Origin of the sequence: Martelella alba (genome assembly GCF_005217455.1) — a bacterium.
Classification (GTDB): domain Bacteria; phylum Pseudomonadota; class Gammaproteobacteria; order Enterobacterales; family Enterobacteriaceae; genus Acerihabitans.
The window spans coordinates 40,045-54,806 of the sequence record NZ_SZPQ01000024.1; the positions used below are offsets into that span (position 1 = coordinate 40,045).

Consider the following 14,762-nt stretch of genomic DNA (forward strand, 5'->3'; position numbering starts at 1 on the left):
CTGTTAGAAAAAGACGTGATCAGCGGCCAGGGACGCGGCCGGCTCGCCGGCTTTAAATAGCCACGCGGGTTTACCGCCGCCCAGCCGCGCATGATCGTTTTGTACCGAGATCCAACCGCCTTCCGGCAGACCGATGATGTCCAACTGCGGATCCACAACCAGCAGTTCGCGCAGACGTTGCTCGCGGGTCTCCCCCTGGTGTCCGGCCGGCAACGCATTGGTAAAGTGCGGATTGATTTGCAGCGGAACGAGATCCAGCGCATCCAGGCCGCCCGGATCGGTAATCGGCATGTCGTTGGTGGTGCGGATAGTCGGACAAGCCAGATTGGCGCCGGCGCTCCAGCCTACGTACAACGCGCCCCGCCGGACCGCTTGGCGAATGGGCGACAGCAACCCGCGCTCGCGGCAATTTTTCAGCAGATTGAACGTATTGCCGCCGCCCACCATAATGACGTCCGCCCACGCGATCGCCTCGCGCGGATTCGCCTCGGCATGAAGGGGTTTTAGGGTCAAATCCAGTTCCGCCAGCGACCGGGCGACCTTGTCGGCGTAATCGTCCCAGGTCTGGGTCACTCCGGCGAAGGGAATGAACGTGACCTTGCGGCGCCCGGCCAAATGCGCTTTTAGCGTCGGCAAGGCGTACTCCAGATAACCGGAACCCGGCAACACGGAATTACTTAATAACAACAGATCCATTTTCTCCTCCCTTGGCGTGTATTTCAGAGCAGGTTTCTCACCAAATCGGCCAATAGCCGATTGGACAGAATAACCGGTTGCGTGACCTGGCGCGCGCAGATTTCCCGGTGCCAGCCGGTATAGCCGATGCAATCGGCGACGATCAGCTCGGCGCCTTGTTCGGCCAGCGCGCGGGCCGCCGCCGCCACGTCCGCCTCGCCGGCGGTATAGGGCGACGCGACGGCAAAGACCGGCGGGACTTTCGCACCCCGCCATTTTGTCTCTTCACTGGCGATCTGCGCGGCCAAGGGAACCAGAATACCGGCGCGGCGCGATCCCACCAATGCGTTCAGCGTGGGCGGCAAGAGCTGATCCGGCTCGATAAGCCAGGCGTTTTCGCAACTGAGCCCCTGAAATTCCCCCGTGCAGAGCAAGATGATAATCTGGCAGCCCTGCGCTGCCAGCCAATGGATCTTTTGCTGCACGGCCACGCCCACCGCCGGTTTGCCCATCACCACGGCGCGGCCGTCCAGCAGCCGCGATGTCAGCAAGGCATCCCCGGGACGGGGGGCGAAACGGGCGGCGATAGCCTCGTCATCCAAACCATCCAGCACGCCGGCGTGCAGACAGGCGATATGTCCTGGCAGCGCCGCGTCAAGAATGGGGGTGATATCGCTTCTAGGCGCCTGGCCGATGGTCAACGTCCCGATCTTCCCTATGGCCATATCAGTCCCTCGTTTGACGTTTTTGCAAATGCGCCAGCGAACCGTAAAGGTCGATCAGGCGCTGATATTCATCTTCATCATAAAACCGGCACGTGCCTCGGGTAAATTCTTTGGCCACTTCGACGGCGTATTTGCAGGCCAGGGCGATGTCCGTTTCATGGCTGGCGCCCGTGCCGCAGCCCGGTACGACGCCGACGGCGGTGATCGCCACGCCGACCACCGGCGCGCGGGTGGCGATGGATGGCTGAAGAATACTGTTCAAATGATATACCCCGTTGCCATAGGGGGTAATATCCTGCGTGGTGATAGGAAATGTCACCGGCAATTGGCCGGTGGTCATTTCCATTATCCGCAACAGGTCCTCTGAGACGCGCAGAATATATCCTTCCTTGACCGTGGGCGAAACGGCAAAGCCTTTGTGATTAACGATACGGTTGCCTTTGGTGGTATCGATAGACAGCACGGCATCCATTTCCCCAGCGACCTCTTGCTCGTTCATGTCTTCGGTTCTCACCGGCGAATCCATGAAATCGACAGGTTCGTGGGGACGGGTCGGCGCATCCGGGCAGATATGCGTGGTCACGATGACATCGCCCGGCAGGGTATCCCCCTGACGATGCATCTCAGCCAGTTTCAGCGCGCTGGCGACAGCGGCTATCGCGCCATCGGCATCGGAAACCAGCCCGATACGTCCCGGACGAGCGCCGACGCCGCCCAAGCGACCGACAATACCCAGGGTCGGCGCGTCGCCGCCGCCGCGTTTGCCCCGAGAGCCGGGAATGACGATTTTCACGAAATCCGTACCGCCTTTCGGTCCCTCGATCCTTTTCACGCTGACCTGGACGAAAGGGTAGCCTTCCAGCAGGTTTTTGACCTTTTCGCCGCTGGCATGGGCGCTATCAAGCAATTCAAAGACCTGCAATGTTTGTTGTAAGCTCATAATGATTATCCTAATGTGTCGTCACGACTTTTTGCCGCCCGGCAAAACGGAATGGAAGAAACCGAACAGCGCGTCGCCGGCAATGAGGCCGGCGGCCAGTACTTCGATTTTGTTTCGCGCCGATTCGCCGCCCATGCGCAAGACCAGGGCGCGAATGGCGATACCGATCATTACCGCCCAACCGGCCAGCGGGTTGTTAATCAGCAAGCCGGTGGCCAGCAGTACCCCCATCTGGCGGCCCGTGCCGCCGACCAGCTGGATAATGGCGCCGGGAATGGCCCATAACAGCAGGGATGTGGCGATATTTGTCGAGACTCCGGCGTTAATGGCCGCCACATACACTTTCGCCACCGGCGGTACCAACCCTTTGGCGAAATAATCGTGAAAGATAAACAGCACCACCGGTATGGCCACCACGAAAGCCAGCATCGCCGCCAACAGTTGCTGGCGACGGCCCTCCAGCTCGAAATGGCTGAGCCGCCCTTTGCCCCGCAGGATCCAGCCGGCTTTCAAATCGTATCCCATATCCGCGAAAGCCGGACCAGTGGCGGCGGAAAATCCGCACAGCAGCGCTAACGCCTCGGGCGGGAAACCGATCAGTATGCCGATCAGCAAAGTGATTAACGCCACAGCGAAGGCCGGAAACCAGCCGGAATGCATGGCGGCCAGTCCCACTATCATTTCGTGCAGAAAGGCGGCAAAAGCGGCATAGATCACAAACGCCAACAGCCATGGCCAGGATATATGGGCGTAAAGCCCGCCGCCGAAGGCGACCAGCGCCGAAATCGCCACAAATCCCAGCGCGCCGAAGCGAATGGCCTTGCCGATTTCGGCGTCCTGTTCAACCGATAGCGGTTTCGTCTCGTCCGGCGCCGGCTGCGTCGCGCTGTTGCGGCGAATCAATTTGATTATCTGGAACAAAGCCACCACCCCGGCGCCCACCATGACGCCATGGGGTATGTACAGTTTATTGATATCTATGCCGAACAACGACTGGGAATAGCCGCGCAGCAAAAAGCCGACGCCCAGCATCGCCAGCGCCCAGATATTGCCGATAAACGCGGTTCCCATGGCCGCCATGGGAAATTTGAACCAGGAACCGATGGCGCCGATAACGATGCCGGTGCCGAGCAACGCCGCCTGCTTGCCGCCCTGATCGCCGGCCTTAATGGATTCCGCCGCGGCAATTCCGGGCGGCCAGGCGCCTTCGGCCGGGAAGATGCGCGTATTAAATAATCGATAAAGCAGATAACCGTCCAGCAGCATCGCCAGCGCCGCGCCGAGGAACATCGGCATCACCATATCCTGCCGGCCGAACAGCCAGGGCACGGCGATGGGCAGCAACAGCGAATTGGCCGCGCCGAAGGTGGCGGCCGATGTGGCGCTTTGAGCCAGGTTCTGAACATGCACCGAGCGATAGCGGACAAAACAGCGTAGGGGAATGCGGGCGATGATCATCGCCGCCATGGCCCCGATAATGGACGTATTGGGCGTCACACCCAACGTGGTAAGCAGTTGTACGCCGATAATGGCGCCAAACACGCTGAGCGCCAGCAAAAGCAACAGCGTTGCGGGCGCGAAACTGCTCGGATGCGCTTGACCGCCATCGTGCGCGGTTTCGGAATGAGCGGTCTGACTCACGGTAATTCTCCTGATCTGGGCAAAACGTTAAGAATGATGAATAACCCGCTTATCGCCGGTTTTTCGGGCTATGGCCTGGGCCGCTTCGCTCAGTAGCGCGGCGAGACGCCGTAATTCTTCCGGCGTGGCGAGCGATTGGGGAAACGAAAGGCAGAACGCCACCGCCTCATGGGTAGCGGGGTCGCCCACGGCGCAACTTACCGAAGCGGTATCGGCCACCGATTCATTGACGGCGCAAGCGTAACCGTCGGCGCGGACGCGCAGCACCGACGCCCTGAGGGAATCGGCGTCCAATCGCCCGCCGCTGAGTTGCGAAACCACCCGGGGGCTGGTGAAAAAATCATGCAATTGTTCATCGGACAAACGCGCCAGCAGCGCGCGGCCGGTGGAGGTTCCCCAGGCCGGCGAGCGCGATCCCGGCCAGGTAACGACCGGTAGCGCCTGGCGCCCGTGGATGACGCGCAGCACCAAAATTTCTTGGTTGTCGAGCATGGAGATATAGCCGGTATAGCCGGTGCGTTCGCACAATACGCGCAGCGCGCCATCGACATGATCGCTAAGCGTCAGTTGGCGGCCGGCCTGATGGGCGGCTGCCAGCAACAGCGGTCCGGGCAAAAAACCGCCTTGCGCCTCGTCTTTTTCCAGATAGCCGTAGGATTCGAGTTGGCTCATAACCCGCGAGGCGGTGCTTTTCGGCATTCCCAGGTGGGTGATGACGTCACTGACACGTATCCCCCCCTGACGTTCGGCCATCAATTGCAATATTCGAGCGGTGGTTTCCAAAATGGACATGACAGCTATCTCATAAAATAGGACTCGGTCTCACTAAATGGGATAGCAAAAAACATGCCGTTAGTTAATCCCTTCATTTTCCTAGGTTGAGTATTCTTTCATCGGGTTATTGCACCCTAATAGGGCACCATGATGGCGCAATGCGGTAAAAGTGGGCGGGCGACGCGCGCCAAAGGCGACAAAGCGGCCGGCCAGCGGAGGAGCCGGCCCGCGCGGCGCGCGGCGAAGACGATAAAGGGACCGGTCAGCGGCGTAACCGAACCGCATAGCGCGCGACGAAAGGCCGAATGGCGGGTAATGATAAGCGGTTAGCGGTTAGCGGTTAGCGGACAATAGCGCGGTTTCAGGCGTGCCCAACTCGACGGGGGCACAGTGCAACATCGCCGAATAGCGTAACGCCTGCGCGCGAAATGTCTGCTTGAGCACCTTCTTCAACCTGAGCGCTTCCCGGGACGGTGGCGTGTCGCGGCGGCCGATGATCATGACCTCGAAGGGCAAGGGCTGATCGACAGGCAGGATTTTCAACTGATCGGCGTAGCGGCAGGCGGTGAACAGATCCACGATCCCTGTCCCCCCGCCGGCCAGCACCATATCGGCTATCACCGAATACGTTTTAATCGACAGGGATACCGCCGGTTGCAAGCCCTTGAGCCGCAGAGCCCGGTGCAACACCTGACCCAGCGGATCCTGCTGTTGCATCATCAGCAAATTATTGTCGCACAGCCACTTTAGCGACACGGGATCGTTGCGCGCATGGTTCTTTGGCAGCACCGCAACCATAGTGGATTGAAACAAAGGCTCGGCCAGGAGATCCATCGGCACCTGCTGGCCGAACACCAGCGCGAAATCCAGTTCCCGTTGAAGAATATTCTGACATAGCGTGGCGAAATGTTCGGTCACCAACTCCACGTTGACGCTGCGCGCCTGCCGATGAAACGCCACCAGCGCCGGCGCGACAATCATCTGGCCAAAGGCATGGGCCGCGCCAAGCCTAACCGTCTCGCACCGGGTCCGGCGAAGATTTTCCGTCATCGTGTCGATTGCCTGCAAACGACAATAAAGATCGTCCACCAGCGGCATCAACTGACGGGCTTCCTCCGTCGCGCAAAGCCCCTGGGCGCCGCGTTCGAACAACGTAAAACCCAATTGTTGTTCCGCATGGTTCAGCACGCGGCTGATGTTGGGCTGGGAAACGTTCAACATTCGCGCGGCGGCGCTAATGGTGCCGGTTTGTACGATGGCCTGGAAAACTTCGATATGGCGTAGCCGCATGGAATACCCCTCCATGAATCCGAATTCCGGCGAGACAAACGGAAACTCGCTGCAAGCCCATTAACCACACGTCAAAAAACGTATACCACACTCAGGCAAAAAAACTATGCAAAATACTCGCCAGCTTCAAACCGGCGAAAAGGCGAGGTGCATTGACCGAACCGCATCAAATCCGGGCAATTGCGTTTTGTTGCGCCGACTTTACGGGGCAGCCATGCCAGGTCCCCATAACCGGAAGCTATGCCCCTCATTCATTTTGGAATTTGTCTGCCGCGCGCAAAAGTGAAATGGTCAATAACATCACCTGAACGCATCAACTGAGACATACCATGACTATTCCCCAACCCTACCTGCTGTTTCTCGGCGACGTTACCGACCCTCTGGCGGCGAAAACCGCCCGCGGCATCGCCGTGTGGCGTCCCGAGCAGTGCGTTGGCGAAATGCGCCTGCCGGGCGGCACGGTGTCGCTGGGACTCGATGAGCTGACTATTGCCGCAGCACAGGCGCGAGGCGCGCAAACCCTGGTGCTCGGCACCGCCAATGCCGGCGGGTTTCTCCCTCCCCATTGGAAAGCCACGGTACATGAGGCCATTCGCGCGGGGATGAACGTCGCCAGCGGTCTGCACTATCGCTTAGCCGAGGATCCGACGCTGCGCGCTTTGGCGGAACGCTACCGCGTCTCGTTGTTCGACATTCGCCATATGCGCCCGGCGCTGACGGTGGGCAACGGGAAAAAACGCAGCGGTAAGCGTATCTTGACGGTGGGCACCGACTGTTCGGTGGGCAAGATGTACACATCGCTGGCGCTGGAAGCCGCCATGCGCGGGTTAGGCATGTTGGCCGATTTTCGCGCCACCGGGCAAACCGGTATTCTGGTGGCCGGCACGGGCATTGCCATTGACGCCGTCATCGCTGATTTTATCGCCGGCGCCGCCGAATTGCTCGCCCCCGCCAATGCGGAAGATCATTGGGATATCGTCGAGGGCCAAGGCTCTTTGTTTCACCCCTCCTACGCGGGCGTCAGCACCGGCTTGCTGCACGGCGCCCAACCGCACTGGCTGGTGATGTGCCATGAAATGGGCCGCACGCACATGCGCCATTTACCCCATCAGCCGATGGTCGGCCTGGAGGAATGCGTCGACGCCAACCTCAGGGTTGCCGGCGTAACCAGCGATAAGGTGCGATTGGCCGGTTTTTCCATTAATACCTCGGGTCATGACGAGCAGCACGCGCGCGGCTATCTGGACGCCATCGCCGCGCGATTCGGCGTGCCGGCCACCGATCCGGTCCGTTTCGGCATCAATGACATAGCCCGGTTCCTGAAGGAACAGGGATAGGCAAAGGATGTGTACCAGGCAAGCGGATATCGCGACTCTTCCCGGCCAAGCGCCGGCAACCCGCCATTTCCAACTGAACCACACGGCCCAATCCGGCTATCGCGCTGCGAGGACATGTCATGACGGACGCATTCTCTTCCAGCACCGCTTACGGCGATGCTCCGGTGGTACTCTCGATTCGCGATCTGGATGTTAGCTTCGCCAGTCGCGACGGCGCCCGGCAGGCGTTGCACGGGGTCTCCCTGGATATCCGGGCCGGCGAGGTGGTGGCGGTCGTGGGCGAAAGCGGTTCCGGTAAATCGGTAATGTCGCTGGCGGTCATGGGCTTGCTAGCCGACAACGCCTCGATCAATCGCGGTTCCGTGGAATACCTTAGCCGCGAGGGGCGGCGGGACGACATGCTGACACTGACGGAAGAGCAGCGCCGCCAGCGCCGGGGACGGGAAATCGCCATGATTTTCCAGGAACCCATGACCTCGCTCAATCCTGTGCTGCGGGTGGGAGATCAGCTGACCGAGGCGTTGCTGGACCATCGCCTCTGTTCGCGTAAAATCGCCCGCGCCCGTGCCCGCGACCTGTTAAGTGAAGTGCGGATCGCCGATGTCGACCGGGTCATGAAAAGCTATCCGCATTCACTCTCCGGCGGGATGCGCCAGCGGGTGATGATAGCCCAGGCGCTGGCCTGCGAACCGCAATTACTTATCGCCGATGAGCCGACCACTGCCCTTGATGTCACCGTGCAAGCGCGTATTCTGCAAATTCTCACCAGGCTGCAACGACGAACCGGCATGTCGGTGCTGTTCATTACCCACGATATGGGCGTTGTGGCGGAAGTGGCCGATCGTGTGGTGGTGATGCTGCGCGGCGAAGTGGTTGAGCACGGCGACGTGGCGGAGATATTTCATCGTCCCCGGCATGCCTATACCCGGGCACTGCTGGCGGCCGTACCCAAACTGGGGGATATGAAAAACCGCTTTTGGCCGGAGCGCTTCCCTGTTCCCGGCCAGGAGGACCGCCGGCAAGAAAGCCATATGACCGCCCGCTATGAGGAAAAGCCCCTGCTGGATGTGCGTGGGCTGAAAGTGTATTTTCCGGTGCGCAGCGGCGTGTTATCGGCGCCGACCCACCAGTTGCATGCGGTGGAGCAGATAGATTTCGCTCTGTGGCCCGGCGAGACCCTGGCCATCGTCGGCGAAAGCGGTTGTGGAAAATCCACCACGGGCCGCGCCTTGATGCGATTGTTGAAAAGCGAGGCGGAAAGCCTCTATTTTCAGGGAAAAGAGATTTCCACGCTGGATGAGGCGGACTTTTTGCCGTTGCGCCGTGAGATCCAGATGGTGTTTCAAGATCCTTATGCGACGCTCAACCCTCGCTTGACCGTCGGCTTCACTATCGCCGAGCCGCTTTTGCTTCACGGGCTGGCCGCATCGCTGGACGCGGCGACGCCGCAAGTCGAGGCATTGCTGAAAAGCGTGGGGCTGCCGCCGGCATATGCCCGCCGCTACCCTCACGAATTCTCCGGCGGCCAGCGCCAGCGTATCGCCATCGCCCGCGCCATGGCCCTGCAACCGAAAATCATTATCGCCGACGAGGCGGTTTCCGCGCTGGATGTTTCCATTCAGGCCCAAGTCATCAATTTGATGATGGATTTGCAGGAAAAGACCGGCGTCGCATGGATCTTTATCTCTCACGATATGGCGGTGGTTGAGCGTATCGCCAATCGCGTCGCCGTCATGTATCACGGCCGGATTGTGGAATCCGGCCCCCGCCAGGCGGTATTTGACCAGCCCGCCCATCCTTATACGCGCCGTCTGCTGGCGTCGGTGCCGACAGCGGATCCCGCCAGGAGACCGACGCGCCGGTTCGAAGATATAACGCCGCCCTCGCCGCTTTATCCCGTCGCGACGACGGCGGCCAAAACCCGATACCGTCGGATAGGCCCTCAACATTGGGTCGCCGAAGACGCCAGCTCTTTTTCTTTGCATCAGGAGACCCCATGAAACCTTTACGCCTTAATGCCCTTATGCTCGGTCTGTCCGTTTTTTTTACCGCCTTCGCCCATGCGCAGGATTTACGCATTTCCATGTATGCCGACATTACCGGATTGGATCCGCAAGATACCTCGGACAATGTCAGTTATTCAGTACAAAGCGGTATTTTTGAGCGACTGTTCCAGTTCGACCCGGCGATGAAGCTTATTCCCTGGCTGGCCACCGGCTATACCCATAACGACGCCGCCACCGAGTTCACGCTTACCCTGCGCCGCGGCGTCACATTCCAGGACGGTACGCCGTTTAACGCGACGGCGGTAAAAGCCAATCTTGATCGTCTGGCCGATCAGTCAAAAGGCCTCAAGCGCAATAGCCTGTATAACATGATTCAAACAGTGACCGTGCTGGCGTCGGACCAAGTCAAAATCGAGCTAAACCGGCCGTTCGGCGCATTTATCAATACCCTGGCCCACCCATCGGCGGTCATGTGGAGCCCGGCCGCGCTGAAACGCTATCCGAATGAAGCCGAGCTTCGCTTGCATCCCATCGGCACCGGCCCGTTTACCTTCGTCAGTTGGCAGCCGGGTAAAGCCGTGCGCCTGGCCAAGTATGATCATTATTGGCGGGCAGGCTGGCCGAAAGTGGATAACGTGATCTTCAGTCCCAGCCCGGAAGACGCCACCCGTGTCGCGGCGCTTAAATCGGGCCAGGCGGACGCCATTTTTCCGCTGCCCTCCGATCTGGTCAACAGCGTGCGGGAAGACAACAAGCTAAGCATTCAGCGCGATCCCGGCATCTATCTCTATTACCTGGCGGTGAATAACAGTAAAAAAGCCCTTGCCGATACCCGCGTGCGGCAAGCCCTGAACTATGCGGTCGATCGCAATCTGTGGCTGAAAGTGGTTTTCGCCGGCATGGGTACCCCGGCCACTTCCGCCATTCCCGAGCGGGTACAGTTTTACCAGAAACAGACCGAACCCCGCTACAGCTACGATCCGGCCAAAGCCAAGGCGCTGTTGACGCAGGCGGGTTATCCCAACGGCCTGAGCCTGAAATTGTGGTGTACCAACGCCACCGCCAGCGTGCGGGCGGCTCAATTTCTTAAAGCGCAGTTGGCCGCCGCCGGCATCCGCGTCACGGTAACGCCAATGGATTCCGGTACCCGCGATAGCAAGCTGTGGAGCGTCACGGATCCGAAAAAGGCTGAATTCGACCTGTATTACGGCGGCTGGTCAACCTCCACCGGAGACGCGGACTGGGCCTTGCGTCCGCTGTTCGCCACCGAATCCTGGGTGCCGAAGTCGTACAATGTCTCCTACTTCAGCGACCCGGCGGTGGATAAAGCCATTGCCGCCGGTCTGGCAACCGCCGATCCGCAAAAGCGCGCGGCGGCTTACGCTGTTGCGCAACGGCTTATCTGGCGGGCCGCGCCCATCGTCTTTCTCGGCACCCCCGATAACCTGGTGGGCAAACGCAAGAACCTGACCGGCGTTTCCATGCTGCCCGACGGCAATCTGTTGTATGCCCAAGCGGCATTCAAGTCATGATCATTACCGTGATCGCTTAACCGATCACGGTCTTTGCACAGGACGATATCGCCATGGTCACTTATGTTATCCGGCGCCTGGTGGAAATGATCCCGGTACTGCTGGTGGTCTCGATGCTGGTCTTCGGGTTTATCAAGTTGTTGCCCGGCGACCCGGCCATGATTTATGCCGGGCAAGACGCCACGCGGGAGGCCATAGAGGCGGCGCGCCAGCATCTCGGGCTGAACGCGCCGTTACCCGCCCAATACCTGCATTGGATTATTCGCTTGTTCCACGGTGATCTGGGCGTCACATTCCGCACTCAGCAACCGGTGCTGGAAGTGATCCGCGACAGCTTCATGCCCACATTCTGGCTGGCGCTGGCCGGGTTTTCATGGTCGGTGTGCCTTGGCCTGGCGACCGGCGTACTCTCGGCGCTAAACCGCGGCAAGTGGTTGGACTGGCTGCTGATGAGCGGCGCGGTGGGCGGCATTTCCATGCCCCCGTTCTGGCTGGGTTTGCTGCTTATCCAGTTCGTCGCCATGCCGTTCGGCGTCTTTTCAGTGGGTGGGTTCAGCAAGCCCGCCGATATCGTGCTGCCGGCCATTACCCTCGGATCCAGCGTGGCGGCGGTGATGGCCCGGTTCACCCGCTCGGCCTTTCTGGATGTGTCCCGGGAGGATTATGTACGCACCGCCCGCGCCAAGGGATTACGTCAGCGTCTGGTGGTGTGGAAACATATTATGCGCAACGCGCTGATACCGGTGATCACCATGCTCGGTCTGCAATTCGGTTTTCTGCTGGGCGGTTCTATTGTGGTGGAAAGCGTTTTCAACTGGCCGGGGCTCGGCTGGCTGTTGATCGAATCGATCAAAACCCAGGATCAGCCCGTGATCCAAGCATTGGTGATGCTGTTCGTGTTTGAGTTTCTGGTGATCAATTTGCTGGTGGATCTGCTGTATGCGGTCGTGAATCCGGCGATCCGTTTGCAACAGGAGTCGTCATGAGTCCTTCCGGTCTACCGGTGGCCGCCGAGCCGGCGACCCCGCAGTCAATCCGATCACCGTGGCGCGATTTCTGGCAAACCTTTATCCGTCATCCGATGGCGCTGTTATCCGGCGGTTTTATTCTGCTTTTGTTGCTGGCGGCGATTTTCGCCCCCTGGCTGGCGCCCTATAATCCCCTGGCGCCGGACTGGACGGCGCTCCTGGCGCCGCCCTCCGCCGCCCACTGGATGGGCACCGATGAACTGGGGCGCGACATATTAAGCCGTCTGCTTTATGGCGCCCGTATCTCGCTGTACATCGGCGTGCTGTCGGTGACGCTGGGCATGATCGCGGGCGTTCTGCTCGGTTTGCTGGCCGGCTATTATGGCCGCTGGACAGATATGCTGATCATGCGCGGCTGCGATGTACTTTTCGCTTTTCCGGGCATGTTGCTGGCCATCGCGGTGGTGGCGATTCTCGGTCCGGGGCTCAATAATGTCATCGTCGCCGTGGCGGTGTTCAGCGTGCCGGTCTTCGCCCGCATCGTCCGCGCCGCGACGCTGTCGCTAAAACAGGCGGCATATGTGGAAGCGGTGCGCTGCGCCGGAGCCGGCGACCGGGTGGTATTGTTACGCCATATCCTGCCGGGCGCCTTGCCGAGCGTCATTGTTTACTTCACCCTGCGCATCGGCACCAGCATCCTTACCGCCGCCGGGTTGAGCTTTATCGGTCTTGGTCCGGAGCCGGATGTGCCCGAATGGGGCAATATACTGGCCATGGGCCGCAGTACCATGATGGCCGGCGTATGGCATGTCAGCGTTTTTCCGGGGCTGGCGATTTTCCTGACCGTGCTGGCCTTTAATCTGTTGGGCGACGCATTGCGCGATACGCTCGATCCGAAAATCCGGGGCTGACACCATGGACATGCTTTATCAACAGCAATGCCTGTTATTGCGGCAATGGCGGCAAGAGGGCGTGCTAGGCCATCCGCGCCTGCCGGCCGGACCAACCGATAGCATCGCCGATGTGGCGGGGGTGCGGGTCGGCCATAGCACATTGGCCGACGGTGAATGCCAAACCGGCGTCACCGCTATCCTGCCGCCCGGTGAAAATCTGTTTCTCAATCCATTGCCTTGCGGCGTCGCGGTCCTCAATGGTTTCGCCAAACCCACCGGGCTGGTGCAAATCGAGGAGTTGGGCCAGTTGCAAACACCCATTTTACTGGGCAATACACTGGCGGTGGGCACATTGTTTACCGCGCTGGTCAAATATGCCATCCTGCGCAACCCGGAACTGGGCCGCTCGCTGCCGACAGTGAATCCACTGGTATTGGAGTGTAATGACGGCTGGCTTAACGATATTCAAGCACTGGCGACCAACGAAGCCATGGCGGAGGCGGCATTGCGCGACGCGCGGGCCGATTTCTCCCGCGGCAGCGTCGGGGCGGGACGCGGTATGAGCTGTTTCGCGCTGAAAGGCGGCATCGGTACCGCCTCGCGTCGTATAAGCTCACTCAACGCGACATTGGGCGTGCTGGTTCTTGCCAACTTCGGCGCGCTGAGCGCCTTCACGCCCGGTGGTGTCCCGCTGGGAGGATTGCTGGCGCCGCTGCTGCCGGAACTGGCGCCGCAAAAAGACGCCGGCTCCATTATTGTCATCATGGCCACCGACGCGCCGCTGGACGCCCGTCAGCTTAAACGCATCGCCCGCCGCGCCGTCGCGGGGCTGGGCCGTACCGGCGGTTATTGGGGGCACGGTTCCGGGGATATCGCGGTGGCATTTTCCACCCGCGCGCATCCCGCGCCGCCCGACGACGCGCAGTTGGATCCGCTGCTGGCCGCCGCCGCGGAATCCACGGAATTCGCCGTGCTGGATGCGCTGCTAAGCGCGCAGGCGGTGACGGGTTTTCGGCAACACTGCCGCCCCTCGCTGCGGGTGTTGCTCGATCAATTGGCAAAACAAACACGGTCTCATTGAGGGCAATAATCCTATGCAAATTTTCATTTCGGCCGATATCGAGGGCGTCGCCGGCGTTATGCGCCCGGAACAATGCTCGTCAAGCCATGCCGAATATCATATCGCCCGCGGACTGATGGAGCGGGAAGTGAATGCCGCCATCGAGGGGGCGTTTCTGGGCGGGGCCAGTGGCGTGACGGTAGCCGACAGCCATGGGCAAATGACCAATCTGCGGGCCGAAAACCTTGATTGCCGCGCCCGGCTGGTGCAGGGGAAACCTCGGATGCTGTCGATGGTGGAGGGCGTTGAGCACCAACGCTACGACGGCATGTTGTTTATTGGATACCATAGCGCGGCCGGCGAGTTCGGCGTATTGTCGCACACCATTAACGGCCGCGCCTTTTGGCGAGTGATGATTAACGGCGAAGTGATGGGGGAAACGGATATCTACGCCGCGGCAGGGGCCGAACAAGGGGTTCCGCTACTCATGGTCTCCGGCGACGACCAGTTGCAACGCTGGGTGGCGCAACGCTACCCGCAAACCGCCTTTGCCACCGTCAAACGCGCCATCGCCCACACCACGGCCGAATCGCTCAGCCCCCAGGCGGCGCAGGATCTGATCCGCGAGACGGTCCGGCAGGCGCTGAAAACGGCGTGCCCGCCCGCGACGCGGCATATCGCGCCGCCCTATCGGCTTGTGCTGCAAGCCAGCCGCCCCGTGCTGGCCGATCTGTTCGCGCTGGTCCCCGGAGTGGCGCGGGAAGACGGCATGACCGTCAGTTATCAGGCCGCCGCCATGCACGACATTATCCGCCTGCTAAGCGTATTTTCATATCTCGCCACGACCCAATCCTGAACATCGGCCGAGACGGCGGCGCGGTTATCGCCGACGGCGCCGGCCGTTATCCCGACCCGCGGTTA

At 60.4% G+C, this 14,762-nt stretch carries 13 protein-coding genes; 7 read left to right on the plus strand and 6 right to left on the minus strand.

Annotated elements, in window-relative coordinates:
* Positions 1-3 precede the first annotated feature (3 nt).
* The 6 genes from pepE to FCN80_RS16310 form a co-directional block, all read right to left on the minus strand.
* On the minus strand, positions 4-696 hold the full coding sequence (gene pepE, locus FCN80_RS16285; protein WP_136991230.1) for a dipeptidase PepE: 693 nt from the start codon (positions 694-696) through the stop codon (positions 4-6).
* 23 nt (positions 697-719) lie between these two features.
* Positions 720-1,400: an AroM family protein gene (locus FCN80_RS16290; RefSeq protein ID WP_136991231.1), complete on the minus strand. Its 681-nt coding sequence runs from the start codon at positions 1,398-1,400 to the stop codon at positions 720-722.
* Position 1,401: 1 nt separating this feature from the next.
* On the minus strand, positions 1,402-2,340 hold the full coding sequence (locus FCN80_RS16295; protein WP_136991232.1) for a DUF1177 domain-containing protein: 939 nt from the start codon (positions 2,338-2,340) through the stop codon (positions 1,402-1,404).
* Positions 2,341-2,361: 21 nt separating this feature from the next.
* Complete coding sequence (locus tag FCN80_RS16300) at positions 2,362-3,981, minus strand: OPT/YSL family transporter (RefSeq protein ID WP_136991233.1); 1,620 nt, start codon at positions 3,979-3,981, stop codon at positions 2,362-2,364.
* A gap of 27 nt (positions 3,982-4,008) precedes the next feature.
* Positions 4,009-4,773 carry an IclR family transcriptional regulator gene (locus FCN80_RS16305; RefSeq protein WP_136991234.1) on the minus strand — a complete coding sequence of 255 codons (765 nt, stop codon included), beginning with the start codon at positions 4,771-4,773 and terminating at the stop codon, positions 4,009-4,011.
* A gap of 315 nt (positions 4,774-5,088) precedes the next feature.
* Entirely contained in the window at positions 5,089-6,045 is a 957-nt protein-coding gene (locus FCN80_RS16310) for a LysR family transcriptional regulator (protein ID WP_136991235.1), read from the minus strand.
* Between the two features lie 329 nt (positions 6,046-6,374).
* Between FCN80_RS16310 and dgcN the strand changes: the two genes are divergently transcribed.
* The 7 genes from dgcN (at position 6,375) to FCN80_RS16345 (ending at position 14,697) form a co-directional block, all read left to right on the plus strand.
* Positions 6,375-7,382 carry an N-acetyltransferase DgcN gene (gene dgcN / locus FCN80_RS16315; protein ID WP_136991236.1) on the plus strand — a complete coding sequence of 336 codons (1,008 nt, stop codon included), beginning with the start codon at positions 6,375-6,377 and terminating at the stop codon, positions 7,380-7,382.
* A 119-nt stretch (positions 7,383-7,501) separates the two neighbouring features.
* Positions 7,502-9,382, plus strand: coding sequence for an ABC transporter ATP-binding protein (locus tag FCN80_RS16320; protein WP_136991237.1), 1,881 nt, complete (start codon positions 7,502-7,504; stop codon positions 9,380-9,382).
* Positions 9,379-10,920, plus strand: a complete 1,542-nt coding sequence (locus tag FCN80_RS16325; protein WP_136991238.1) for a glutathione ABC transporter substrate-binding protein — start codon at positions 9,379-9,381, stop codon at positions 10,918-10,920. Before FCN80_RS16320 ends, FCN80_RS16325 begins: the two co-directional genes overlap by 4 nt.
* Before the next feature lie 53 nt (positions 10,921-10,973).
* Positions 10,974-11,906: an ABC transporter permease gene (locus FCN80_RS16330; protein WP_136991239.1), complete on the plus strand. Its 933-nt coding sequence runs from the start codon at positions 10,974-10,976 to the stop codon at positions 11,904-11,906.
* Complete coding sequence (locus FCN80_RS16335) at positions 11,903-12,799, plus strand: ABC transporter permease subunit (protein WP_136991240.1); 897 nt, start codon at positions 11,903-11,905, stop codon at positions 12,797-12,799. The genes FCN80_RS16330 and FCN80_RS16335 overlap by 4 nt, the downstream gene beginning before the upstream one ends.
* Before the next feature lie 4 nt (positions 12,800-12,803).
* Positions 12,804-13,862, plus strand: coding sequence for a DmpA family aminopeptidase (locus tag FCN80_RS16340; protein ID WP_136991241.1), 1,059 nt, complete (start codon positions 12,804-12,806; stop codon positions 13,860-13,862).
* 13 nt (positions 13,863-13,875) lie between these two features.
* Entirely contained in the window at positions 13,876-14,697 is an 822-nt protein-coding gene (locus FCN80_RS16345) for a M55 family metallopeptidase (RefSeq protein WP_136991242.1), read from the plus strand.
* Positions 14,698-14,762 lie beyond the last annotated feature (65 nt).